General features: G+C 66.2%; 21 protein-coding genes. 13 read left to right on the top strand and 8 right to left on the bottom strand.

The window, feature by feature from the left end; all coding sequences use genetic code 11:
* The first annotated feature begins 12 nt into the window (after nucleotides 1-12).
* Both DL240_RS07400 and DL240_RS07395 read left to right on the top strand, forming a co-directional pair.
* Nucleotides 13-243: a hypothetical protein gene (locus DL240_RS07400; protein WP_111729223.1), complete on the top strand. Its 231-nt coding sequence runs from the start codon at nucleotides 13-15 to the stop codon at nucleotides 241-243.
* 35 nt (nucleotides 244-278) lie between these two features.
* Complete coding sequence (locus DL240_RS07395; protein WP_111729222.1) at nucleotides 279-545, top strand: hypothetical protein; 267 nt, start codon at nucleotides 279-281, stop codon at nucleotides 543-545.
* 13 nt (nucleotides 546-558) lie between these two features.
* Here DL240_RS07395 and DL240_RS07390 read toward each other — a convergent pair whose 3' ends face one another.
* Nucleotides 559-1533 carry a sigma-54 interaction domain-containing protein gene (locus DL240_RS07390; protein WP_111729221.1) on the bottom strand — a complete coding sequence of 325 codons (975 nt, stop codon included), beginning with the start codon at nucleotides 1531-1533 and terminating at the stop codon, nucleotides 559-561.
* A gap of 255 nt (nucleotides 1534-1788) precedes the next feature.
* On the opposite strand from DL240_RS07390, the gene DL240_RS07385 reads away from it, so the two are divergent.
* The 5 genes from DL240_RS07385 to DL240_RS07365 all read left to right on the top strand — a co-directional run bounded on the left by DL240_RS07385 (nucleotide 1789) and on the right by DL240_RS07365 (nucleotide 4746).
* Entirely contained in the window at nucleotides 1789-2706 is a 918-nt protein-coding gene (locus DL240_RS07385; protein ID WP_111729220.1) for an MBL fold metallo-hydrolase, read from the top strand.
* Nucleotides 2707-2710: 4 nt separating this feature from the next.
* Complete coding sequence (locus DL240_RS07380; protein ID WP_111729219.1) at nucleotides 2711-3157, top strand: YeeE/YedE family protein; 447 nt, start codon at nucleotides 2711-2713, stop codon at nucleotides 3155-3157.
* Nucleotides 3154-3576 carry a YeeE/YedE family protein gene (locus DL240_RS07375; protein WP_111729218.1) on the top strand — a complete coding sequence of 141 codons (423 nt, stop codon included), beginning with the start codon at nucleotides 3154-3156 and terminating at the stop codon, nucleotides 3574-3576. Before DL240_RS07380 ends, DL240_RS07375 begins: the two co-directional genes overlap by 4 nt.
* A gap of 177 nt (nucleotides 3577-3753) precedes the next feature.
* On the top strand, nucleotides 3754-4212 hold the full coding sequence (locus DL240_RS07370) for a hypothetical protein (RefSeq protein ID WP_111729217.1): 459 nt from the start codon (nucleotides 3754-3756) through the stop codon (nucleotides 4210-4212).
* Nucleotides 4213-4281: 69 nt separating this feature from the next.
* Complete coding sequence (locus DL240_RS07365; RefSeq protein WP_111729216.1) at nucleotides 4282-4746, top strand: hypothetical protein; 465 nt, start codon at nucleotides 4282-4284, stop codon at nucleotides 4744-4746.
* A 564-nt stretch (nucleotides 4747-5310) separates the two neighbouring features.
* On the opposite strand, the gene DL240_RS07360 is transcribed toward DL240_RS07365, so the two are convergent.
* The gene (locus DL240_RS07360) at nucleotides 5311-6357 is read right to left on the bottom strand and encodes a hypothetical protein (RefSeq protein WP_111729215.1); all 1047 of its coding nucleotides are present in this window, start codon (nucleotides 6355-6357) and stop codon (nucleotides 5311-5313) included.
* Nucleotides 6358-6614: 257 nt separating this feature from the next.
* On the opposite strand from DL240_RS07360, the gene DL240_RS07355 reads away from it, so the two are divergent.
* From DL240_RS07355 to DL240_RS07345, 3 genes are all read left to right on the top strand, one after another.
* Nucleotides 6615-7316: a hypothetical protein gene (locus DL240_RS07355; RefSeq protein WP_111729214.1), complete on the top strand. Its 702-nt coding sequence runs from the start codon at nucleotides 6615-6617 to the stop codon at nucleotides 7314-7316.
* A 145-nt stretch (nucleotides 7317-7461) separates the two neighbouring features.
* Entirely contained in the window at nucleotides 7462-9477 is a 2016-nt protein-coding gene (locus tag DL240_RS07350) for a hypothetical protein (RefSeq protein WP_111729213.1), read from the top strand.
* A 293-nt stretch (nucleotides 9478-9770) separates the two neighbouring features.
* Entirely contained in the window at nucleotides 9771-10679 is a 909-nt protein-coding gene (locus DL240_RS07345; protein WP_111729212.1) for a universal stress protein, read from the top strand.
* Nucleotides 10680-10682: 3 nt separating this feature from the next.
* On the opposite strand, the gene DL240_RS07340 is transcribed toward DL240_RS07345, so the two are convergent.
* The 3 genes from DL240_RS07340 to DL240_RS07330 all read right to left on the bottom strand — a co-directional run bounded on the left by DL240_RS07340 (nucleotide 10683) and on the right by DL240_RS07330 (nucleotide 16048).
* Nucleotides 10683-12839, bottom strand: coding sequence for a protein kinase domain-containing protein (locus tag DL240_RS07340; RefSeq protein ID WP_111729211.1), 2157 nt, complete (start codon nucleotides 12837-12839; stop codon nucleotides 10683-10685).
* A gap of 31 nt (nucleotides 12840-12870) precedes the next feature.
* Nucleotides 12871-14349: a glycerol kinase GlpK gene (gene glpK, locus DL240_RS07335; RefSeq protein WP_111729210.1), complete on the bottom strand. Its 1479-nt coding sequence runs from the start codon at nucleotides 14347-14349 to the stop codon at nucleotides 12871-12873.
* Between the two features lie 190 nt (nucleotides 14350-14539).
* Nucleotides 14540-16048, bottom strand: a complete 1509-nt coding sequence (locus DL240_RS07330) for an Rne/Rng family ribonuclease (RefSeq protein WP_111729209.1) — start codon at nucleotides 16046-16048, stop codon at nucleotides 14540-14542.
* Nucleotides 16049-16651: 603 nt separating this feature from the next.
* On the opposite strand from DL240_RS07330, the gene DL240_RS07325 reads away from it, so the two are divergent.
* The 3 genes from DL240_RS07325 to prfA all read left to right on the top strand — a co-directional run bounded on the left by DL240_RS07325 (nucleotide 16652) and on the right by prfA (nucleotide 19523).
* The gene (locus tag DL240_RS07325) at nucleotides 16652-16870 is read left to right on the top strand and encodes a hypothetical protein (RefSeq protein ID WP_111729208.1); all 219 of its coding nucleotides are present in this window, start codon (nucleotides 16652-16654) and stop codon (nucleotides 16868-16870) included.
* Between the two features lie 244 nt (nucleotides 16871-17114).
* Entirely contained in the window at nucleotides 17115-18362 is a 1248-nt protein-coding gene (gene rho / locus DL240_RS07320) for a transcription termination factor Rho (RefSeq protein WP_111729207.1), read from the top strand.
* A gap of 93 nt (nucleotides 18363-18455) precedes the next feature.
* Nucleotides 18456-19523 (top strand): peptide chain release factor 1, encoded by a 1068-nt coding sequence (gene prfA / locus DL240_RS07315; protein ID WP_111729206.1) that lies wholly within the window; start codon nucleotides 18456-18458, stop codon nucleotides 19521-19523.
* Nucleotides 19524-19561: 38 nt separating this feature from the next.
* Here prfA and DL240_RS07310 read toward each other — a convergent pair whose 3' ends face one another.
* From DL240_RS07310 to DL240_RS07300, 3 genes are read right to left on the bottom strand one after another with little or no spacing between them, the layout of a single operon-like run.
* On the bottom strand, nucleotides 19562-21763 hold the full coding sequence (locus DL240_RS07310) for a hypothetical protein (protein ID WP_158542424.1): 2202 nt from the start codon (nucleotides 21761-21763) through the stop codon (nucleotides 19562-19564).
* A gap of 22 nt (nucleotides 21764-21785) precedes the next feature.
* Nucleotides 21786-22475: an ABC transporter permease gene (locus DL240_RS07305; protein WP_111729204.1), complete on the bottom strand. Its 690-nt coding sequence runs from the start codon at nucleotides 22473-22475 to the stop codon at nucleotides 21786-21788.
* Entirely contained in the window at nucleotides 22472-23128 is a 657-nt protein-coding gene (locus tag DL240_RS07300) for a P-loop NTPase family protein (protein WP_111729203.1), read from the bottom strand. Before DL240_RS07300 ends, DL240_RS07305 begins: the two co-directional genes overlap by 4 nt.
* Nucleotides 23129-23159 lie beyond the last annotated feature (31 nt).

The raw sequence follows: 23159 nt of genomic DNA, 5'->3' as shown, positions 1-23159 counted from the left end.
CGGAGCTCGATCATGCGAAATACACTCGCCACACTTTTGCTTCTCACTCTGGTCGCCCCCGGCGGCTGCGCCTCCTCCTCCCGGGCCGATCGCCCACCGGCCCCTCCCCCGCCCTACACAGACCCCTGGGAGGGCCACCAGGAACCCGACGTGGAGCCAGACCCCGCCGAGCAGCCCCCCGAACCCGAAGAAGACACCCCCATCGAAGTCGAACCCCTGGAGCTCCCCCGCGCTCCGCTTTGAACTGAGCCCCCAAGACCTAACCCGCAGGCCCGCTGATGTCCCCCTCCCCCCGCTCCCGGCTCGCCCTCCCCGGCCGCCTCCCCCTCTCCCTGACGCTGACCCTCGCTCTGGCCCTGGCCAGCTCGGCCCTCGGCGGCTGCGCCGCCACCGCCTCCGAGCGCCCCGCCACCCAACAGGCCGCCGAGCAGCCCTCCCCTCCCAAACGACGCCGCTTCTACGACCCCTGGGGCCAGCCCCAGGAAGAAAACACCCCCGACGACACCATCGTCGAACCCGAGTTCGAAGAGCCCAGCGATCTCTAAAGCCCTTGCCGGCTCACCCCTCCACGCCAAACTCCTTCATCCGCCTCCAGAGCGTGGTGCGGCTGATGCCCAGCGCCTCGGCCGCGTCTTCCCGGCTGCCTCCGGCGGCCCGCAACGCCGCCACGATCCGCTGCCGCTCGCTTCGCTCGCCATTGCCCTCCTCCTCCCGCTCTCCCCGTCCGGCCCGCGGCCCCTCCCCCCGCAGCTCCGGAGGCAGGTCTTCATAGGCCAGCGCCTCCCCCTCGCCGACCACAAAGGCGTACTCAATCACGTTGCGAAGCTCCCGGATGTTCCCCGGCCACGCGTAGCCCAACAACGCCTGGTAGGCCTCCGCGCTGATCGCCTCAATGCGCCGCGGCATCCCCGCTCGCTCGTTGAACTTCTCGATAAAATGCCACACCAGAAGCTCCACATCCCCCTGACGCTCGACCAAGGGCGGCAAAAAAATCGGCACCACCCGCACCCGATACATCAAATCCTCCCGAAAGCGCCCCTCCTCCACCTCGCGGCGCAACGCCTTATTGGTCGCCGAGATCAGCCGCACGTCCACCTTCACCGCGTCGGTGCCCCCCACCGGCACAAAGCGCTGCTCCTGAAGCACCCGCAACAGCCGCGCCTGCACCTCCAGCGGAATCTCGGCGATCTCGTCGAGAAACACGCTCCCCCCGTCGGCCAGAGCAAACAACCCGCGCCGATCCCGTACCGCCCCGGTAAACGCCCCGCGCACATGCCCGAAGAGCTCGCTGGCCAGCAGCTCCGAGCTAAAACTGGCGCAGTTCACCGCCCGAAACGCGTTCTTTTGACGCGGCGATAACTCGTGAATCGCCCGGGCCACCAACTCCTTGCCCGTCCCGGTCTCCCCCCGCACCAGCACGCTCACGTTGGCCCGCGCCACCCGCTCCAGGAGCCGAAAGAGCGCCTCCATCTGCGGCGCTCCGCTGATCATCCCGTGAAAGTTCTGCCCTCGCCGCTGTGGTCTTCGGATCATAAGATGTCTCCGCCTGGTTTCAGCCCTGTTGCAGCCGTTGCATTGCGTTTCGTTTCAACATTTAAACAATTTCGAAACAATAGTGGAACAAAAAACCGTCTCGCCCCCCTTCCCGAAACGAAGAGAATCGCGTTTCCCCCCCATTTTACGGGCTCAGACAACTTTTTCGAAACGTTGGCACGGCTCTAGCAATCCTACCCTGCGAAATCGCCTGATAGTGCCGGCGAACCCTGTTTCTAACTCGGAGGACATCCCATGAGCACGAACCTCAAAATTCAGCCCTTCTACGATGCCCGCACCTACACCCTGACCTACGTCGTCTACGATCCCCAGACCCGCGACGCGGTGCTCATCGATCCGGTCCTCGACTACGAACCGCACGCCTCGGCCATGTGGACTGAGTCGGCCGACCGCGCCGTGAATTTCCTCAAGGAGCACAAGCTCAACCTGCACTACATCCTGGAAACTCACGCCCACGCCGACCACCTCTCCGGGGCCCAGCACGTCAAGGTTCACTATCCCAAGGCTCGCCTGGCCATCGGCGCCCGCATCACCGAGGTTCAGACGATCTTTAAGCAGGTCTACAACCTGCCGGAGAGCTTTCCCACCGATGGCAGCCAGTTTGATCTCCTCCTCGAAGAGGGCGAAGTGCTGGAGGCCGGCTCCATCAAAATCGAGACGATCTACACCCCGGGACACACCCCGGCCTGCTCCACCTTCCACATCGACGACGCCGTCTTCACCGGCGACACCATCTTCATGCCCGACTTTGGCACCGGACGCTGCGACTTCCCCGGAGGCTCCAGCCAGGCGATGTACGACTCCATCACCAACAAGCTCTACAGCCTCCCCGATGAGACCCGCGTCTTTGTCGGACATGATTACCAGCCCGGCGGCCGCGACGTGGCCTTCATGACCACCATCGCCGAACAAAAAGCGAGCAACGTGCAGCTTCCCCAGGGTCGCAGCGAAAAAGAGTTCGTCGAGATGCGCGACGGACGCGATAAGACCCTGGCCGCGCCCAAGCTCCTCTTGCAGAGCCTGCAGGTCAACATCGACGCCGGCTCCCTTCCCCAGCCCGAGGCCAACGAAAAGCGTTACCTGCGCATCCCGGTTAACGTCTTCCGTCCGGCCTCCACCCCCGACGCCGACCTGACCCTCGAGGAGGTCTAATCCCATGCTTGTCGAATTCACACCCGTGAGCGCCGCCCTGGGCGGCATTATTATCGGCCTGGCGGCCACCCTGCTTCTGGCCACCGAAGGACGCATCGCCGGCATCAGCGGCATCGTCGCCGGACTCTTCAAAGGCGGTTCCGATAAACTCGGTCCCCTTCCCTGGCAGGCCTTCTTTGTCGCCGGCATGGTCGGCGGCGGCATCCTGCTTCGCTTTGTCGCCCCCGACCTCGTCACCACCGGCGTAGAACTCAGCGCCGCCTGGCTCATCCCCGCCGGCCTCATCGTCGGCATCGGCACCCGGGTGGGTAACGGCTGCACCAGCGGGCACGGCGTCTGCGGGCTCTCCCGCTTCTCGGCCCGCTCCCTGGTCGCCACCCTCTCGTTTATGACGGCGGCCATGATCACCGTCTTCATCACCCGTACCTTAGCCGTTGGAGCTTTCGGATGATTCGCCATATCGCTATCGCCCTCTCCGGGCTCCTCTTTGCCATCGGTCTGGGCGTCTCGCAGATGACGCGCCCCGAAAAAGTCCTGGGCTTCCTGGATGTCTTTGGAAACTGGGACCCCTCCCTGGCCTTCGTCATGGGCGGCGCGGTGCTGGTCTACACCATCAGCTACCCCCTGATCTCCAAGCGCCACCGTCCCCTCTTTGCGCCGCGCTTCTACCTGCCCACGCGCAAAGACATCGACAAGCGCCTGGTCATCGGCGGCGCCCTCTTCGGCATCGGCTGGGGTCTGGGCGGCTTCTGCCCCGGCCCGGCCCTGACCACCGCTTCCAGCGGGCTTACCTCGGCCCTGATCTTTGTGCCGGCCATGCTGGTGGGCATCCTCTTCGCCGATAAGTTCCTCAAGCCCAAGACCGCCTGAGCGTCAACGCACTCCCGCTCCGGCTCCCCTTGAAAAGCCCGCGACCTTCTCCAGGTCGCGGGCTTTTTTTGTGCCCTTCTCCGGCCCCTGGCATATGCCTTGCTCTATCCATAAAATCCCGGGCGCCCGGCGCCCCTGATCTATGAATGCTCTGCTCCCATCTCTTGGAGGATTTCGATGAACGCATACCCTCGTGTCTGGCCCCTCTTACCCCTGAGCCTGGCCCTGCTCATCGCCTGTGGCGAGTCTGAACCCACCCTGGTGTCCTACGAGGACGAGGGGGAGGTCTGCCTCAACCGCAGCCTCCAGGCCGACGACGCCCCCCTCCAGGAGGGGGCCCCCTTAAGCGTGCGGGTGGAATTGCCGGTCTGCCTCTCCTCCAGTTGCACCAGCGCCCCCGTGACATCCTGCGAACTTAGCCTTGAGGACCACACCATCACCCTGAGTTCCCACGCCTCCTACCTGGACACCAGCCAACCCCTGGGAAGCTGCACCGCCGACTGCGGTCTGCTCTTCGCCGAATGCGAGCTCCCCGCGCTCGCAGCCGGTCAGTACACCCTGATCCACGGCGAACACACCTACACCTTTGCGATCCCCTCCGAGCCCGTGGGCTGCCTGGAGCCCACGGCCGACTGAGCCCGGCTCCCCTCATCTTTCTGAGTCCGCTCCCCACTTTTCTGAACCATGCTGATTTAGGAGTTCACGATGCGCCCCCTTTCCACGACCCTTCTTGCCCTGCTCTCCCTCCCCCTGATGGCCGCGGCCTGTGGCAACGACGACGCCTCCCCCGAAGACGTCCGCTACGAGAACCAGGGCCAGGTCTGCCTGCACCTGGCCGAAGACGCGCAGAACACCAGCGCCATCGAGATCCCCTCGATCAGCGTCACGATCCCGATCTGCCTCTCGTCGAGCTGCTCGCTCAACCCCGAGGCCAGCTGCACCGCCAGCGTCGAGGGCACGACCATCACCCTGAGCTCCGAGGCCTCCTTCCTCGACTACAGCGTCACCGACCGCGCATGCACCGAGGACTGCGGCCAGCTCCAGGCCCGCTGCGCGATCCCCGCGCTGGAGGCCGGCGAGTACACCGTGATCCATGGCGAGGAAACGTTCACCCTGGAGGTGAATCCTGCCGAAGAACCCACCACCTGCCATGGCGCGCGCTTCCAGTGATCGCGCGCCCCGCGCTTAAGCGGGGGTGAACTAAAAAAACGCGTCCGCGCTTAAGCGCTGGACGCGTTTTTTTGGGCGAGCCCCTCGCCACCCCACCGCCAACTTGAGCCCCTTACCTCCACTTCTGGACGTCCAGAACACCCACTTAAGCCTTCGACCGCCCACTCTCTCGTCTGCAGAAACCCCACTTGAGCCCCTTACCAGCACTTCTGGACGTCCAGAACACCCACTTAAGCCTTCGACCGCCCACTCTCTCGTCTGCAGAAACCCCACTTGAGCCCCTTACCAGCACTTCTGGACGTCCAGAACACCCACTTGAGCCCCTTACCAGCACTTCTGGACGTCCAGAACACCCACTTGAGCCTTCGACCGCCCGCTCTGTCGTCGGCAGAAACCCCACTTGAGCCCCTTACCTACCCTTCTGGACATCCAGAACACCCACTTGAGCCCCTTACCTACACTTCTGGACATCCAGAACACCCACTTGAGCCCCTTACCTACACTTCTGGACGTCCAGAAACACCACTTGAGCCCCTTACCTCCACTTCTGGACGTCCAGAATGCTCAGCGCTTCCGCGTGGAGGCGGTGTTCGAGAGCATGATCAGCACCTCGGAGTCTTCGGGCTCAATGCGCTCGGTATGCGACTGCTCCACCATCAGGAACTCGCTGGAGCGCTCCTGCGGAAGGTAGCCGGTCAGCGCCGCCGGAATGGTGTAGCTCCCGGTGTTGCGCACCTCACAGATGATCGTGCGGTGGGTGCCATCGCTGCCGCGGGCGTCCACGTCGATGCGCACCACCGAGGCGCCCTCCGCCGGCGTCCAGCGCACCTGTAGATCCTCGCCAGGCACCAGCGCGTCGTGCTCAAAATCATCGGCCACCAGCGTCTGCATCGTGCGGTCAAAGCCCGGGAACGCAAACTCCCCCTCGCTCCCCGGCGACATCACCCGCAGCTCGGCCCCCTGATCAAAGAGGAACTGCCCGCCCAGCCCCTGGGGCGGGTGATAGCAGGAGCCCTGACCGCTCGGCGCCGTAAACGCCGCCGGATTCATGCCGTTGAGCCCGAAGAGCGTGATCGGTCCGGCGTCGTAATACGTGGTCTCGGGCACCTCGCTCCAGTACTCCCCGTACACCCGACAACGCTCCCCCTCGTCGACCGTCTCCCGGGGCAGGCGCCCGGCGCTCTCGCTGAAGCTGGAGCACACCAGCACCCCGCGCATCTCCGAGCTCAGCTCCTCCCCCACATAGGACTGCAGATCCTGGGTGAACACGAGCAACGTGGGCACGCTCTCGCACTCCCCGCTCTCTTTGTTCACGCGATGCCCCGACGGGCAGGGCCAGGGCTCCTCCCCGGCGTCGGGGTCGGCGTCGGCATCGACCTCGGCGTCGGCGTCGGGTTCAGCGCCCCCGTCGGCATCCTCCCCATCCACATCGGGGGCATCAGCATCGAGGTCCCCCAGATCCGCGGCGTCTTCCGGGCCCCCGTCGGTGGTGTCGGTATCAGGAGCATTCACATCGGAGTCGGTCCCCTCGGCCACGGTGTCCGTACCACAGCCACCGGCCCACAGGGCCCCACCACAGAGAAGGGCCATCCACCACATCTTGTCTCGCATCGCTTACTCCGCTTGCCAGAGAGTCTCTGGGTCGTCCGTCAACAAGGCGCTCAGAGTGCTTTGAGCCGCCCAAAAGTCAAGCCCCCTGCCGGGGGTCCGCCACTCACCTAACCTCTTGTCAAAGAAGCCGATCCCGGGAATCGGCGGCCAGTGCAGGGGCCTTGAGCGGCCTGGTGGCGCGGCTGGCCCCGGGGCTCGCTTCGTGGCAGGTTGGGCGCGTTTGCCCGCCCCGGCCATTCTCCCCCGGAGTCGCTCCGATGCCCCACCTTTCGCTCCTCTCCCCTCGAACCTTCGCGCTGACCCTGAGCGCCGCGCTCCTGCTGAGCGCCCCGGCGCTGGCCACCGCCGCGACCAACACGCAGTGCCAGACCCTCGACGACATGCCCGCGGCCAGCACCTTTGCGCCCCTTGTAGAGCGCCTGCCCGCCGAGCACCCGGCCGGCCCGGTCCTCGAATCCTGGGAGGCCCGCCGCCACCAGGCGCTCCAGGCCTGCACCCGGGGAGAGCAGCCCCTGGACGACGCGGCCTTTAAAACCCTGAAGCAGCGGGCCGACTTCTTCCGCGAGGCCACCGCCGCCAGCCAGCGCCTGGACCACTACAGGGAGCGCCGCGCCGAGCTCATCGATCAGGCTCTGGCCGAGGCCGAGATCTCAAAGCCCACCCATCAGCGCCTCCAAGACCGACTCCGCGCCTGCATGGAACACGCCTACCAGGAGCTGCCCACCGGGGAGGGCGGCGCGCCGCAGTACCACGCCTGGAACACCCCGATTGAGCGCTGCCTGAGCACCCTGGACCTGGAGCTGCGCGACCTCGCCAGCGCCGAGGAGGGAAGCTCCTGGGGGACCTTCTTGCTCTTGCTCCTGGTCATGCTCGGGCTCTCGGGGGGCGGCATCGCGCTGGCCCTGCTCAAGACCCGCAACGCCGAGCCCGGCGACACCCCGCCCGCCGCCGACGGCTGAGGCGCGCCCCCCCAACTCGCCCTTTCTTCAGGGGGACTTTCGCGGCATCATTCTGCGCGAAGCGACCACAGAGCCCGATCCCTGAAGGCGCCCCTTATCCCGTAGAGGCGCCCTCCCGGCCTTTTTGTCTCCCCGGAGGAGCCCCATGCCCCGTACCCCTGCCCTTATCCCCCTGGCGCTCCTGATGCTGGGCGTCGCCTGCTCGGAGCCCGACGCCACCGAAACCCCGGATGGCGGCACGCTCGACGCCGACGCCGAGGCCGACGTCGGCCCCCTGCCCACCGCGCGCACCACCGACTGCGACGCCTTGATGCCCTCGTACTGCGCGCTCCCCTGGCCCTCGAACCTCTACCTCAAAGAGGACGCCGCTCAACAGACCGGCTACGCGCTGGACTTCGGCGATTCCAGCCTCCCCAAAAGCCGCCAGGACCATATCGCCCCCGACGCCTACCGCCGCCTCGACGGCTACGGGCCGGGCTCCCCGATCATCACCCTCTTCCCCGACATCGACGTCTCGCAGATGGCCGGCGAAGACTCCATTGAGCGCTCCCTCGAGGATGAGGATCGCCAGATCTTCTTGCTGCGCGTCGCCGACCAGGGCGTGGAGCACGTACCCTACTGGGCCGAGCTCGACTCCCAGGCGCCCTCCAGTGACAAGCAGGTCCTCTACATCCGGCCGGCGGTGATCCTGGAGCTCGACAGCCGCTACATCGTGGCCATGCGCAACCTCACCACCACCGGGGGCCAGCCCATCGCGCCCTCGGCGGCGTTTGAGGCCTACCGCAGCGGCCAGGCCGCCGACGATCCGGAGCTGGCCTGGCGTCAGGAGCGCTTCGACGAGATCTTCGCCCTGCTCCAAGACCAGGGCGTGGCCCCCGAGGAGCTCACCCTGGCCTGGGACTTCCACACCTCCAGCTCCCAGGCCCTCCACGGCCCGGCCCGCTCCATGGTGAGCGACGCGCTCCACGCCATCGAAGAGACGCCGGTCGAATTCACCATCGACATCCTCACCGTCAACACCCCGGAGGAGCACCCCCACATCGCGCTCGACATCCTGGGCACCTTCACCGTCCCCAGCTTCGTGACGCGCTCGGAGCGCGCCCCGGCCGAGGGCTACCTGCTCAACCGCAACGACGATGGCACCATCTCGCAGCAGGGCACCCATCAATCGACCTTCTGGCTGCGCATCCCCCACTCCGCCCTCGATGGCACGCCCCACGGGCTGGTCAAGTACGGCCACGGCATGCTCGGCAGCGGCGAAGAGGTGACCTACGGCTCCAATCACGTGGCCAAAATTGCCCACGAGAAGCACCTGATCTTTTTTGCCACCACCTTCGCCGGCTTCTCCCAGCGCGATATCCCCCTGGCCGGCTATGCCCTGCAACACGCCACCTACTTTGAAGAGCTCGTCGATCGGATGCACCAGGGCCTGGTCGACTACGCCGTGCTCACCCGGGCGATGCGCGACGGGCTCACCGAGATCGCCGAGCTGGCCGACTACAATCTCCAGGTCAACCCCGAGGAGCTCTACTACATGGGCATCAGCCAGGGCGGGATCTACGGGGTGAGCTTTCTGGCGCTGACCCCCGACGTGGAGCGCGCCCACCTGGGCGTGCCCGGCGCCAACTACGCCATGCTCCTGGAGCGCTCGGCGAACTTTGCCACCTACTTCACCTTCTTAAAGCTGGGCTACCCCGATCGCGTGGACCAGGAGCTGGCCATCGCGGCCATCCAGCTGCTCTGGGACAGCGTCGATCCCATCAGCTACCTGCGCCACATCGACCAGGAGCCCTTCTATCCCGGCGACAAGCGCGCGCTCTTTGCCCCGGCCAAAGGCGACTACCAGGTGGCCGTGGTCACCAACGAGATCGCCGCTCGCACCGACATCGGGATTCCCCTGATGCGCCCCTACGACAGTGAGCGTGAGCCCTGGGGAGTGCCCACCGCCGAGTATCCCCGGGCGGGCTCCGGCGTGGTGCTCTACGATTTCGGCAACCCCTGGCCGGCCCCGGGCCCGCAGCCTCCCGAAGACGAGCTGGGCGACCCCCACACGCTGCCTCGGCGCTTGACCGAGCACCAGGAGCAGATGGTCCACTTCTGGCGCACCGGCGAGATCATCGACGTCTGCCAGGGAGGCCCCTGCGTGTTCGGGAGAGATTGAGGGCGTGTTCGGGAGAGATTGAGGGCGCCCCCGGGCGCAAAACCCGCAACACCCCCGGGGCGCCCGGCGCCCGGGGGGGCTCTGAGGGCCGGAGTCTCCTCCGGCCCTCGGGCGCTTTGAGGCGCCGGCGAACTCGCGCGGCACCCCGGGGCGCGCCCCGCCCCGGCTTGGGACAACTCCCATGGTGCGCACCTTTTGGAGTGCCATGCCCGGCTCGCCACCCGATCAACGCCCCGGAGCGTGCGGGCCCGACGCACCCTGTGCCGATCCGAGTCCCCCAGCCGAGGCCTCCCATGAACATTCTTCTGGCCACCGACCTCTCCCTCGAAGCCGAAGGCGCCGCGCGCTGGGCGCTCGCACTTCGAGACCGCATTCATCAGGCCGACCATCAGGCCACGCTCCGCGCGCTCTACGTCTCGGAGCCCTCCTGGCACGCCATGAAAGGGGAGGCCCAGGTCACCGACATGCCCGGCCTCAACTACCAGACCACCCACGAGGTGCGAGACTGGCTCAAAGGGGTCGACGACGACACCGCGGACGTCGACATCGTCGTCCGCGAGGGCAACCCCTCACGCGAGATCACCGAGTACTGCAAGCAGAACCCGGTCGACTGGTTGATCACCGGCACCAGCGGCGCCGGCGCCTTCGGCCGCGCGTTGCTCGGCTCCACCTCGCTCAAACTCGCCCACCGCGCCCCGACCCGCACCGTGCTGGTCAAACCCGATCACCAGAGCCTCCCGGATCACCCGCGCATGGCGGTGGCCGTCGACTTCTTCCCGGGCTCCCAGTCCGCGCTCTTCAGCGCCGCGCAGCTGGCCCACCTCAACGAGGGAACGCTGGAGCTGGTCCACGTCCTGCAAGACCACCCCACGCCCACCCTCAACACCGGCCTGGTCAATTACCTGGCGCCTCGCGACATGGAGGAGTTGAGCGCCCGCACCCGGGACAGCCTCAACGCGCTCTGCGCCCAGGTCCAGGCGCTCTACGCCGGGCTCAAGGTCGAGGCCCACGTCTTCTCGGGGCGCGCGGCCCCCACCCTGATTCACTTCTGCGAACACAACGCCATCGACCTTGTGGTGCTGGCCAAACGCTCGCGCTCCGCGCTCCAGGACCGCGCCCTGGGCTCGGTCGCCGGCGCCGTGGCCCGCAAGCATCCCACCACCGTGATGCTGGTGCCCATCGACGAGGAGAGCGAGGACTGAGCCTCAGACCTCCTCGGGCTCCCGGGCTCGCCCCGGGCCGGGCGCCGCGATGCGGCGCGGGGTGGCCATCTCCAGGGTGACCTCCAGCGCCAGCCCCTGACGCTCGGGCTCCGGGGCCGGCGCCCCCGCCGGCATCAGGCGCTCGCCATGCTCCTCCCACCACCGGCGCGCCCGATGCTCGTCCCAGGCCTGGGCCGCCCCGCATCGCTCCAGCGCCTGGCGAAACTCAGCCATGGTCTGCGGCCGCTCACCGACCTTGCGACTCAACGCGCGCATCACCAGAGCTTCGAGATCGGCGTCGATGGCACGTCCCACCTGCGAGAGCGGCGGCGGGTCGTCCTGGACCTGCTTGAGCATCAGTTTCACCGGCGAGTCCTCCTCGTAGGGGTTGCGCCCGGTCAGGAGCACGTAGGCCACCGCGCCCAGCGCGAAGACATCCACCCGCACGTCATCAGCCCCCTGCCCCAGAATCACTTCCGGCGCCATAAAGCCCGGCGAGCCCTGCAGAATGTCGCGTCCGGTAAGCTGCACCTCCTTCGGGGCGTGAATGTCTTTGACCAGCCCGAAGTCGAGCACCTTCACAAAATCGCCGAGCCCGCCCCGCATCCCCACCACCACGTTGCCCGGCTTGATGTCGCGGTGAATCAACCCCACCTCGTGCGCTTCCTGCAGGGCGCCGCAGATCTGCCGCAGCAAAAAGATCACTCGCCCCTCATCCAGCGGACCGGCGTACGTGCTCAGCTCGGCCAACGTCACACCTTCCAGGTACTCCATCGCGTAATAAAACACGCCCTCGGTGGTGCGCCCGTAGTCGTAGATCGTGATGGTGTTGGGGTGGGTCAGCCGGCAGGTCAACTGGACCTCGCGCTCAAAACGACGCACCGACTCCCGGTCGTAGAGCTCGGGGCGCAGCAACTTCACCGCCGTGGGGCGCTGCAACATCGCGTGATGCGCCCGGTACACGGTGCCCACCCCGCCCTCCCCGATCTTCTGCTCCAGGGTGTACTGCCCCAGCCGGCGGGCCGCGTCGACCATCGCCTCAAAGCGGCGTCGGTACGAACGGGAGGTGCGCACGCCCACCAGCACCGCCAGCCCCAGCGCCAGTAGGGTCAGCGCCAGGGTGATGTTGCGCTGACGCTCGATCACAGCGGTGAAGTCACTGCGGGGCACCACCGTGGCAATCGTCAGCTCGCGCGGCCCCAGCCGGACCGGCCGAAACCCCGCCCAGTAGCGCTCGCCAGCGGTGTCGACCTCCACCAGCTCCGCCCGGCTCCCGGCGTCTCGCCAGGCTCGCAGCGCCTCGCCAAGCGGCCACAACCCCAGCGCATCGATCGACTTGAGCACGTCGGCCCGAATGGCCTCCGGGGCTTCGTAGCGCCCCCGGGCCGGCAGTCCCATCACGGTCTCATCGCCGGCGAGCACCGCCACAAAGCCGTGCTCAGTCGGACGCACCCCGGTGGTGAACGCCGAGATGTCGGTAAGCCTCACATCCAGGGCCACCACCCGGGCCGGGCCTTCGGGCGACGCAAAGCGCAGCGAGGCGGTGATGCCCGGCTCTTCGGTGGTGTAAAAGGTGTAGGGCTCGGTCCACTGAATCTGGCGCGGGGGCGCAGACATCGCGCCGACGTACCAGGGCCGCTTTCGGGTGTCGTAGTCCAGCGCCTCCTCCCAGCGCTCCACTACCTGAGCGCGGGCATCCCAGCGCGTCCAGCGCACCTGCTCGCCCCAGCGGGCGCGGTCCACCTGGCGGTTTACCCAGCCCTCGCCCTGCTCCAGCAGCAGGTACTCGCGCCCCTGATTGTCGGCGTAGAGCAGTGAGGTGACCTGGGGCAGGCGACGCAGCACCGGCACCAGGCGCGCGTTCATCGCCTCCAGGTTGCCCTCTTCCAGGCTCAGGTCCCCGGAGCTGCCCCAGTCGGCGACCACGTCGAGCTGGGTGGCCACCGGCTCAAAGAAACGGGCGAGTTCGGCATCGGCTCGGGTGACCGCCTGCGCGATGGCCTGCTCCGAGAGCTCCTCGACGGCCCGGTAGGACCCGACCAGAAACACCGCCGCGACCGCGCCGGCAGTGAGCAGAGTAAGGAGCACCAGGTTGCGCACCAGCTGGTGGCGCAACGTGGTGTCGTGTGGACCTCCCGGACTGCTCTCCCTTCCGAACATCGTACTCCCGGGGGCGTCGCCGGCCTCCCGACTACACCCGCTTCAAGCCTTCTTCCCACAACTCCAGATGTTGATTGCGGCGCTGCTGACTCATCGCCGGGCTAAAGCGTTTCGCCTCGCGCCAGGTCTCCCGGATCTCGTCGAAACCACTGAAGAGCCCCACGCCCAGCCCGGCCAGAAGCGCGGCGCCCAGCGCCGTGGTGTCGGTCATCTGTGGGCGCACGATTTCGCGGTTCAAGAAGTCGGCCTGCATCTGCATCAACAAATCGTTGGCGCTGGCGCCACCATCGACCCGCAGCACTTTGAGCTCTTCGCCCAGGTCTTGCTCCATGGCCTTGAGCAAGTCCACGTTTTGAAGCGCGATGGCCTCCAACGCCGCCCGGGCGATATGCGCGCGCGTGGTCCCACGGGTCAGCCCCCACAACACACCGCGAGCCCCGGGGTTCCAGTAGGGCGCGCCCAGCCCGGCCAGGCTCGGGATCAGCACCACGCCCTCGCTGGACTCGACCTGCCCGGCAAGCTCCTCGATCTCGGCGGCAGTCTTAAAGAAGCCCAGCCCATCGCGCAGCCACTGCACCAGGGCCCCGGCGATAAAGGCGCTTCCCTCCAGCGCGTAGGTCATCTTCTGGTCGATCTTCCAGGCCGCCGTCGAGAGCAGCCGATGCCGACTCATCACCGGCGTATCCCCGGTGTTCATCAACAAAAACGCCCCGGTCCCATAGGTACACTTGGCCTCGCCCGGCGAGTAGCAGACCTGACCGAAGAGCGCCGCTTGCTGGTCGCCGGCCATCCCGCAGATCGGGGTCCCATCGGCCAGCCCTTCGATTCCCTGCACTTCGCCCAGGACCTCGGCGTTGCCCACGATGGTCGGCAACATCGACTCGGGTACCCGAAAGAGCTCCAGAAGCTCCGGATCCCACTCCCCGGTGTGCAGGTTCATCAGCAGGGTACGCGAGGCGTTGGACACGTCGCTGGCGTGCACCTTACCCCCGGTGAGGCGCCAGAGCAGGAAGCTGTCGATCGTGCCAAAGCGCAGCTCCCCTTGCTCGGCACGCCGACGCGCGCCCGGCACGTGGTCGAGGATCCACTCGATCTTGGTGCCCGAGAAGTAGGGGTCGAGAATCAGCCCGGTGCGCTCGCGAACCATCGGCTCATGACCATCGTCGGCCAGCTGCTGGATGCGCCCGCGGGTGCGCCGATCCTGCCAGACAATGGCGTTATGAATGGCCTCCCCGGTGCGCGCATCCCAGACCACGGTGGTTTCGCGCTGGTTGGTGATGCCCACCGCCGCGATCTCCTCGGGCTTGATGCCGGCCTGGGCCACTGCCCGTCGGATCGTGCTCCGGGTCGAGTTCCAGATCGCCTCCGGGTCGTGCTCCACCCACGAGGGCTTCGGAAAGATCTGCTCAAACTCTTCATTCACCTGCCCCACCACTTTGAGCCGATCATCGAGAATAATGACCGTCGTGCCCGTGGTGCCCTGATCGATCGCACAGATATAGCGCGCCATGCTCTCCCTCGAGTTGGTGGCCTGAATGACTCACACCGCTTTTGATGTCCTTCGATATACCAGAACCGGCCCCGGACTGACCACGCCGGCGATGACCCGACACAAAAAACACGCCCCGAAAGCCCACCTGGGGCTCCCGGGACGTGCGCAGGTCCTGGATGCGGCGAGCTGCCGCTCCAATGAGGAGAACTTACTTCGCGTCGGCGATCTCGAAGTTCTCCGGATGTTTATCGCGCTGACCGCGCAGGTGAATCGTCTTGCCAAACGTCTTTTCCAGATCCTGCACCGTCTTGCGCTCGGCGCTGAGCATGTAGGAGACCACGTCGGCGTTGGCCTCCACATAGATGTCTTTATGGCTAAAGGTGCGGGCCTCTCGCCGAATCTCGCGCACGATCTCAGCGCTGACCGTCTCCGGCGACTTCACATGCCCCAGCCCCTTGCAGCGCTCGCAGGGGTCGCACATGTACTGGACCAGCGACTCACGCACGCGTTTGCGGGTCATCTCCACCAGCCCGAACTCCGAGATGGCCAGCGAGTTGGTGGTCACGCGGTCTTTTTTAAGCGCGGCCTCCAGCGTGCGATAGACCCGCTCCCGGTTGCGGGCATCTTCCATATCGATGAAATCGATGATGATGATCCCACCGATGTTGCGCAGACGCAGCTGGTAGACGACCTCTTCGGCCGCCTCCAGGTTGGTGCGCAAAATCGTCTCTTCGAGATCGCTGCCGGAACCCACAAATTTGCCGGTGTTCACATCCACGGCGGTCAGCGCCTCGGTCTTATCAAAGACCAGGCTTCCCCCGCTGGGAAGCGGCACTTCCCGCGCGAGCGCCCGGTCGATCTCGACCTCAATGCCGTAGGCATCGAAGATGGGCTCATCGGCGGTGTACATCTCAATATTATCGGCAAACGAAGGCATGTAGTGCTTCGTAAACCCGCTCACCCGCTTGTAGGCCTCTTCATCGTCGACGATGAGCTTGCCCACATCGGTGGTAAAGAGGTCGCGCGCGGCGCGCAGCAAGAGGTCGGGCTCCTCGTTGAGCAGGTAGGGCGCCTTAACCTGATTGGACTTGTCCAGGATGTCGGTCCACAGCTTGACCAGCAGCTGCATATCCCGCACCAGCTTATCCTCGCTGATGCCCTCGCTGACGGTACGCACGATAAACCCGGTGCCCGGCGGTCGGTTCTCTTCGACGAGCTTGCGCAGGCGCTTGCGCTCCTTCTCCGACTCGATGCGGCGGCTGATGCCCACATGCGAGACCGTGGGCATGAACACCACGTAGCGCCCCGGCAACGAGATATGCCCGGTCAGGCGCGCGCCCTTGGTGCCCATCGGCTCCTTGGCCACCTGCACCAGGACCTCCTGCCCCTCCTTGATGCAGTCGGAGATGTTGATCTTGCGGCTGATCTTGCCCCGGGAAGGCGGCGGCCACTGGTCGCCGTCCTCTTCCAGCAGGTTGATGTCTTTCTCAAAGTTGTAGAAATCGCTCACATGTAAGAACCCGGCCTTCTCCTGGGCCACGTCCACAAACGCCGCCTGCATCCCGGGCAGCACGCGCAACACCTTACCTTTGTAGATGTTGCCGGCCACGCCCCGGTCGCGGCGGCGTTCCATGTAGATTTCGCTCAACAGCCCGTCCTCGATCAGCGCCACGCGCGTCTCCGAACGGGTCGAGTTGACCACCAGAATGTTGGACATATCACCTCATCGCGAACCTCGGGGACCTTCCATGACCAGGTCGCCGTCCGGGGGCACACGCTTCAAAGACCTGCGCCACCTGCGTCACAACCTCCCGCGCAGTGCCACTGCCCGGTTCAGACCTCGCCACCTATAAAAAGGCCGGCGCCTGCCACCGTGCGCAACGCTGCTCAGACACCGCTCAGGGCACCCAAAGGCTCATCTCTACTGGGTTGAAAAATGCTCGAATGCTCAAAAAATCGCTCTCGCTCCTGGAGGCTCCACCGCCTGGCCAAGCCCGGGAGGCTCGCCGCAGAGAACGCCTCTCCGGGCGTATCTAACGCGTTCAAAACGTGGGTGTTCACACTGGCTACTCGATCCGTACCGCTCGCCATCACGGGGGGCCGCACGGTCTCGGCAGCGCGCTTAGCTCTTCGCTCAAAGCTATATCACAGGCCCAGATCGCCGACTAGCTGCGATCCTTATGCCCTAAGTTTTTGCCACCTCTGGAGCAACGCTTAACCACTCGGTCGACGCCCTCCCCGCTTCGCCCCGCCAGTTCCGGCCTTTGTGCAGATGGCACGGCTTCTGCATTGCCCTCCCACACCTGACACGGAGCGGCGAATGTTCCCCAACACTCCAGAGCGCTCCCAGGTTCGCGCCGGGCGCCCCGCCATCACGGGGCGCCCGCGCACCTTTCTCGCCATCCTGGCCCTGCCGGTGTTGACAAGCGCCGGCCAACTCTTTACACACTGGTCCATCGTCTTCGCGAATACTTCGCCGCTCGGCGGTGTTCACCTCCCGAACACCCCGAAGCTGCCTGTGGTCTATCGCGCTCGTTGACGATCTGCCTGCGCTTCACCCCTCCGCGCATCTGCGTCGCCCTCCCCGGGCCACGTCCAGGCCCGCGCCCATCCCCGCTCTACTTCTCACCACCCCGGCACCATCCTCGCCACGCGCCATAACTGCCGGTCTGCCGACCTCCGGGTCCATGCCCTTGCCTGCGGCGCCTGAGCCCCCTGCCCCTGTTCTCAACGTCTGAACCTACCTCATCTTTTTCAAACCTCCCCTCAAGGAGCACCCCCAAATGAACCTCAAAGAACTCAAGGAGAAGAAGATCGGCCAGCTTACGCAGATGGCCAAAGAAGCCGGCATCGACGGCGCCGGTAACCTGCGTAAGCAAGAGCTCATCTTCGCGCTTCTTCAGGCTCAGGCCGAACAAGACGGCTCGATCTCCGGCGAAGGCGTCCTGGAAATCCTCCCCGATGGCTTCGGCTTTCTGCGCGCGCCGGACTACAACTACCTCCCGGGCCCCGACGATATCTACGTCTCGCCAAGCCAGATTCGCCGCTTTAACCTGCGCACCGGCGACACCGTCAGCGGCCAGATTCGCCCGCCCAAAGAGAGCGAGCGCTACTTCGCGCTGCTCAAGGTCGAGCAGGTCAACTTCCAGGATCCGGAGCACGCCCGCGAGAAGATCCTCTTCGACAACCTCACCCCGCTCTACCCGGAGGAGCGCCTGCAGATGGAGACGGCCAAAGACGGCTTCTCCACCCGCATCATCGACCTGCTCACCCCCATCGGCAAAGGTCAGCGCGCCCTGATCGTCGCCCCCCCGCGTACCGGTAAGACCGTCCTGATGCAGGACATCGCCAACGCCATCGGCGACAACCACCCCGACGTGGTTCTCATCGTGCTGCTCATCGACGAGCGTCCCGAAGAGGTCACCGACATGCAGCGCTCGGTGCGCGGCGAGGTTGTGTCGTCGACCTTCGACGAGCCGGCCCAGCGCCACGTGCAGGTCGCCGAGATGGTCATCGAGAAGGCCAAGCGCCTGGTCGAACACAAGCGCGACGTCGTCATCCTCCTCGACTCCATCACCCGTCTGGCCCGCGCCTACAACACGGTGGTGCCCCCCTCCGGCAAGATCCTCTCCGGTGGTGTCGACTCCAACGCCCTGCACAAGCCCAAGCGCTTCTTCGGCGCGGCCCGTAACATCGAAGAGGGCGGCAGCCTCACCATCATCGCCACCGCGCTTATCGACACCGGTAGCCGCATGGACGAGGTCATCTTCGAAGAGTTCAAGGGCACCGGTAACTCCGAGCTGCACCTGGACCGCAAGCTCATGGAAAAGCGCATCTTCCCCTGCCTGGACATCAACCGCTCGGGCACGCGCAAAGAAGAGCTGCTCATGGAAGACAGCCAGCTCAACCGCGTCTGGATTCTGCGCCAGCTCCTGCACCCGCTCAACGTGGTCGACTCGATGGAGTTCCTCATCGACAAGCTCGGCAAGACCGACTCCAACGCCGACTTCCTCCAGTCGATGAGTGGCTGATTCTGGCTTCGGGCCGGCCGGGCCCCACCGCTCGGCCGGCCCTGTTACGCTCCTCCTCTTTCCCTGTTGACCGTCGGGCTGTGAGCCGATCCCATGTTCGAAAAACTTAAGGAAGTCGAGGCGCGCTACCACCAGCTCAACAGCCAGCTTGCCGATCCCCAGGTCGCCTCCGACCCCAACACGTTTCGCAAGCTGGCCAAAGAGCACGCGCTGCTCCAGGAAGTCGTCACCACCTTCCAGCGCTACAAAAGCGTCGAAGGCGAAATCGCCGAAAACCGCGATCTCCTCTCCGAAGACGATGACGACGCCATCCGGCAGATGGCAAAAGACGAGCTGGAGCGGCTGAACCCCGAGCTCGACGCGCTGGCGCTGACGCTTAAGCGCCTGCTCCTGCCTCGCGATCCCCTCGACGATAAAAACACCTACCTGGAGATCCGCGCCGGCACCGGCGGGGAAGAGGCCGCGCTCTTTGCGGCCGACCTCTTTCGGATGTACGCCCGCTACGCCGAGCGCATGGGCTGGAAGATCGAGATCGTCTCCACCAACGAGACCGACCGCGGGGGATTTCGCGAGGTCATCGCGTTGATCGAGGGCGACAGTGTCTACAGTCGACTCAAATTTGAGGCCGGCACCCACCGCGTGCAACGCGTGCCCGATACCGAGAGCCAGGGCCGCATTCACACCTCCGCGGTCACCGTGGCCGTCCTCCCCGAGGCCGACGACGTAGAGATCAACATCAGCGACAACGATCTCAAGATCGACGTCTACCGCTCCTCCGGCCCGGGCGGCCAGTCCGTCAACACCACCGACTCGGCCGTGCGCATCACCCACCTGCCCACCGGCCTGGTGGTGACCTGTCAGGACGAAAAGAGCCAGCATAAAAACCGCGCCAAGGCCCTGCGGGTGCTCCAGGCTCGGCTGCTGGAACGGGAGCGCGAGGAGCAACGCCAGGAGATCGAAGCCGAGCGACGCGGTCAGGTGGGCTCCGGGGACCGCTCTGAGCGCATCCGCACCTACAATTTCCCGCAATCGCGCATCACCGATCACCGCATCGGGTTTACCACCCACCGGCTCGACGAAGTCCTGGGGGGCAACGTCGATGAGCTCATCGACCCGCTCATCGCGCATCACCAGGCCGAGGCCTTGCAAAACCTCAACTGAGCCCGACCGGCGCCGCTCCAGGCGCCGCTCCCCCGAGACTACTTCAGGCGCAGTTTCAACCGCCCCATCTTGCCATCTTGCGCCTCGACCTGACCGGCCCACCTCACCCAGAGCTGCTCGGCGGCGGCCTGCGCTGCCTGATTGTCCACGGCGGCCTGAGGCCGGCGCACGTCAAGCACCAGCGGAAAGCTGGCCTCGTCGACCTCGTTGCCCAGGCAGAGCCCGCCACCGCGCGCGCCGCTGACGTTGTGCGTGATATTGACGTCTTCGATCACCACCCGGAAGGGAAGTTCGTAGCCCGGCTCTGTCACCCGGCGCGCGAGCTCAAGATCCGGGGCCGTGATGGCCAGCACCCCGCCTCCGTTCTCACCGGCGCGGTTTTTAAAGATGCCGCAGCCCAACATCACCTTCAGGCTCCCGTTGATCGCGGCGATGCCCCCTCCGGACCCCGTGGCCAGGTTGGCACTCACAACCACGCCATCGAGCTTCGCCTGCCCGCCTCCGCGTACCAACACGCCGCCGCCATGCCCGGCCCCCGCCCGGTTCTGACTGCACTCCCCCCCCTCCATCTTGAGCACCGCCCGGCCCACCACCGCCAGGCCGCCACCGTGGTCGGTGGCCAGGTTGTTGACCACGGACACACCACTGATCTTGACCAGGGCCGCTTTCCCGTCGCGGCCGATGGCCACCAGGCCACCACCGAGCTGCGCGCGATTCTCATACATCAGACCGCGCCCCTCTCCGGTGCATCTTAAGATCAGGCGAGCCCCCATCACCGCGATGGCGCCGCCGGCCCCGCGGGCGTCGTTGCCCTCCAAGATGGTGTCGGTCACCCGGGCCAGCCCCCCATCAATCGCCAGTGCCCCGCCCCACCCCTGGGTCGCCTCCCGGTCTTCGGGGCCCCCAACAGCACCGAGCGCCCGGTTGCGTTGCATCATGCAGCGCTCCACCACCAGCGGCCGCGAGAGATCTTCGGCCCAGATCGCGCCACCTCGACCGGCGCGATTGCTATCGAAGATACTGGCCACGACCCGCACCACGCTGCGCGCGATGCGCAGCGCTCCGCCACGTCGGACCGAGGCGTTCCCCTTCCAAATGCACCCCGAAAAGTACACGTCACGCCCGGGGATATCGTCCCCGGCGTCGCTGACTTTAACCGCCCCCCGGGAGAAACCCTCAAACGCACAGTTGACCACGGCCAGCGCCCGACTCCCGGCGATCTCCATGCCCCGCTGAGCCACCCCCTCTCGCCCCACCAGATAACAACCGACGATCCCCTGGGTCTGTCCCGCACGCACCCGCAACGCGCAGGGCGCCTCGCCAGGCGCCAGAAGGGTCACGCGCTCCGGATGATCGGGCAAGGTCTGTGCGCGCAACCACGCCAGACGCTCATCAATGCTCTCGATCCCCGGAGTGCAATCATTCACCAGCACCACACGGTCTGGAAGCTCCACCGCCTCCTGATAGACCCCGGGGCATACCCGGACCACGACCTCTTTTTTTTCGGCGAGCACCTGCTGAAACGCCCGCCGGGTGCCCTCTTGAATCGTTCGAAATGGCCGTTCCCGGCTGCCGTCAGACGCCTGCCCTGGCGCTGCCTCAAACGCCGCGTCCACATACACCACCGGCGCCAACTCCAGACCCGACGGCACATAAAATTCATGCTGGCGAGCACTCTCACGCACCCGTTCACGCTCGGCCTGCTCAAGCTCCTGCCGATGCTTTCGGCCCTGCTCCCCCTGCACAAAAGCCATCACGGACTCCTGTGCCCCTTCTTCCGCCATCATCACCTCCGGCGGCGGCGCACCAAAGTCGAGAGGCTCGCTGACCTCAATCTCCTCGGCAGATGCCCCCTGCTCCGCTCGCCTGGCGACCTCAGTCATCGCCGGCGTCAGGTGCACCTGACGCCCGAGCCCCTCCACGCGACGCTCCATGTCTTCGTGTTCACGAGCGCGCTGTCGGGCAACATCTCGAAAGATGACCCCGACTCCCAGACAGAGCATCCCGCCGAAGAACAAGAGCGCCGCGTGGCCGATCGACTCCCTGCCAACGCACTCACGCCAGTCGCCTGCCTGCATCTGGAGGTAATCCCCACCAAAGTTGGTCACAACCTCCGGAAGAATCCCCTGGCTGCCCAGCCCGCACACGAGCACCGGAACCAGCCCGGCGGCCATCAAGAGCGCGCCCAGGATCAGAAAACGCCGCATCCATGCTCGCGCTCTGTGTTCTGCCTGATTCATCGCCGCCTCGTGCTCATGATCATCACCACCGCCGCCTGGCCAGCACCCATCCGGCCAGGATCATCATGACCACGCCGTGCATCCCCAGCATCACCAGACGCCCGGCGCCGACAAACACATCGCGCAACGGTGCGCCAAACGCCTCCAGCGCACCGTAGGCCGTGGCCATCGGCACCCACCCGACGGCCCAATCAGCGCCGGGAGAAAGCGCCATCAGAGCCGCCACTCCCCCCACCGCAACCAGCGCGCGGCGGGTCGTTCCAGTCCCGAGCGCCGCCATAACGCCCAGCCCCACCCCACTCCACGCGGTGGCCAGAAGCGTCAGGGCCAGCCACCCCACCGCCGCCCCCGCTCCACCGCCGAGCTGCACCACCGCCCCCACTCCGGCTACGCCCACCACAGCCACAGGAATCACCGCCCGCACCCTGGCTACGACCATCGCCCCGGCATGCACCCCCAACGACAACTCGCGCATCAATCGCCCCCGCTCCACCGCCTCACAGGCCAACGCGGCCGCCCACACGTACACCCCCACAGCAAGGCCCACCCACAGATGCGCCGGCTCCGCGACGAACCGGCCCCCGATCAGGGCGGCCACCGGCGCGACCAGCACACGCCCCAACAGCCCCCACCCCCGACTCAGGGTGCCCTCCAACTCCCGGTCGGCCAGCACTGCCACCTCATAGGCCTCGGGCCACCATCTCCCGATCATAACGCCTCCCCGGCACACGTCCGCCACCGGGCTGCATTCCCCCAGAACCCCATTCCCTCAGGTCCCGGCACACACACGTGCTCGGTCGCCTCCACCAGCGCCACCGCCGCATCCTCGTCCATGCATACCACCGCCGCCACGCCCCCACGCACCAGCCCGCGCATCACCTCGAGTTTAGCCCCGGAGTCGGCGCCGGCGATCTCCACCAGCCATCCCCGCGCTCCCAGCAACATCGCCTCGCCAAGCGTCACCTTCCACCGCGCGACCTCATCCAGCTCTCGCACCTTCGCCTCACGCACCTCGGCCAGCCCCAGCTCCTGAATCACGGCCTCGATCCGCGCCCCCCGCGCCTCCACATCCAGCGCGCGCAGCCCCAGCTCCGCCGCGTAGCCCAGCAGCCGTGCCACCTTCATCCCTCCGTACACACACTCCCCCTCGGGAACATACCCCACCGCACCCTCCAGCCCGTCCAGGCCACAGGCCCCGCTTGCCGCCTTTTTTCGCCCCAGAAGGGTCATCATCAACGCGCGACGAGCCTCACTCCTCCCCTGCGGCACGACCACCAGCACGCCCGACTCCGCGCGCAGAGTCACCCCCGCCCACACCTCGTTGCGCCCCACACGCACCGCGAGTTTCTCTGCCCAGATCGCCATGCTACCCTCACGCCTTCGCCAGCCCCGGCGA

It is taken from the genome of Lujinxingia litoralis, from assembly GCF_003260125.1.
In the GTDB taxonomy this organism is placed as follows: domain Bacteria; phylum Myxococcota_A; class Bradymonadia; order Bradymonadales; family Bradymonadaceae; genus Lujinxingia; species Lujinxingia litoralis.
This window is presented reverse-complemented; position numbering and strand designations above follow the sequence as displayed.

Excerpts from the sequence above, each read along its gene's own strand:
- DL240_RS07400 (WP_111729223.1), top strand. The coding sequence starts at position 13 with ATGCGAAATACACTCGCCACACTTTTGCTTCTCACTCTGGTCGCCCCC.
- DL240_RS07395 (WP_111729222.1), top strand. The coding sequence starts at position 279 with ATGTCCCCCTCCCCCCGCTCCCGGCTCGCCCTCCCCGGCCGCCTCCCC.
- DL240_RS07390 (WP_111729221.1), bottom strand. The coding sequence starts at position 1,533 with ATGATCCGAAGACCACAGCGGCGAGGGCAGAACTTTCACGGGATGATC.
- DL240_RS07385 (WP_111729220.1), top strand. The coding sequence starts at position 1,789 with ATGAGCACGAACCTCAAAATTCAGCCCTTCTACGATGCCCGCACCTAC.
- DL240_RS07380 (WP_111729219.1), top strand. The coding sequence starts at position 2,711 with ATGCTTGTCGAATTCACACCCGTGAGCGCCGCCCTGGGCGGCATTATT.
- DL240_RS07375 (WP_111729218.1), top strand. The coding sequence starts at position 3,154 with ATGATTCGCCATATCGCTATCGCCCTCTCCGGGCTCCTCTTTGCCATC.
- DL240_RS07370 (WP_111729217.1), top strand. The coding sequence starts at position 3,754 with ATGAACGCATACCCTCGTGTCTGGCCCCTCTTACCCCTGAGCCTGGCC.
- DL240_RS07365 (WP_111729216.1), top strand. The coding sequence starts at position 4,282 with ATGCGCCCCCTTTCCACGACCCTTCTTGCCCTGCTCTCCCTCCCCCTG.
- DL240_RS07360 (WP_111729215.1), bottom strand. The coding sequence starts at position 6,357 with ATGCGAGACAAGATGTGGTGGATGGCCCTTCTCTGTGGTGGGGCCCTG.
- DL240_RS07355 (WP_111729214.1), top strand. The coding sequence starts at position 6,615 with ATGCCCCACCTTTCGCTCCTCTCCCCTCGAACCTTCGCGCTGACCCTG.
- DL240_RS07350 (WP_111729213.1), top strand. The coding sequence starts at position 7,462 with ATGCCCCGTACCCCTGCCCTTATCCCCCTGGCGCTCCTGATGCTGGGC.
- DL240_RS07345 (WP_111729212.1), top strand. The coding sequence starts at position 9,771 with ATGAACATTCTTCTGGCCACCGACCTCTCCCTCGAAGCCGAAGGCGCC.
- DL240_RS07340 (WP_111729211.1), bottom strand. The coding sequence starts at position 12,839 with ATGTTCGGAAGGGAGAGCAGTCCGGGAGGTCCACACGACACCACGTTG.
- glpK (WP_111729210.1), bottom strand. The coding sequence starts at position 14,349 with ATGGCGCGCTATATCTGTGCGATCGATCAGGGCACCACGGGCACGACG.
- DL240_RS07330 (WP_111729209.1), bottom strand. The coding sequence starts at position 16,048 with ATGTCCAACATTCTGGTGGTCAACTCGACCCGTTCGGAGACGCGCGTG.
- DL240_RS07325 (WP_111729208.1), top strand. The coding sequence starts at position 16,652 with ATGTTCCCCAACACTCCAGAGCGCTCCCAGGTTCGCGCCGGGCGCCCC.
- rho (WP_111729207.1), top strand. The coding sequence starts at position 17,115 with ATGAACCTCAAAGAACTCAAGGAGAAGAAGATCGGCCAGCTTACGCAG.
- prfA (WP_111729206.1), top strand. The coding sequence starts at position 18,456 with ATGTTCGAAAAACTTAAGGAAGTCGAGGCGCGCTACCACCAGCTCAAC.
- DL240_RS07310 (WP_158542424.1), bottom strand. The coding sequence starts at position 21,763 with ATGAATCAGGCAGAACACAGAGCGCGAGCATGGATGCGGCGTTTTCTG.
- DL240_RS07305 (WP_111729204.1), bottom strand. The coding sequence starts at position 22,475 with ATGATCGGGAGATGGTGGCCCGAGGCCTATGAGGTGGCAGTGCTGGCC.
- DL240_RS07300 (WP_111729203.1), bottom strand. The coding sequence starts at position 23,128 with ATGGCGATCTGGGCAGAGAAACTCGCGGTGCGTGTGGGGCGCAACGAG.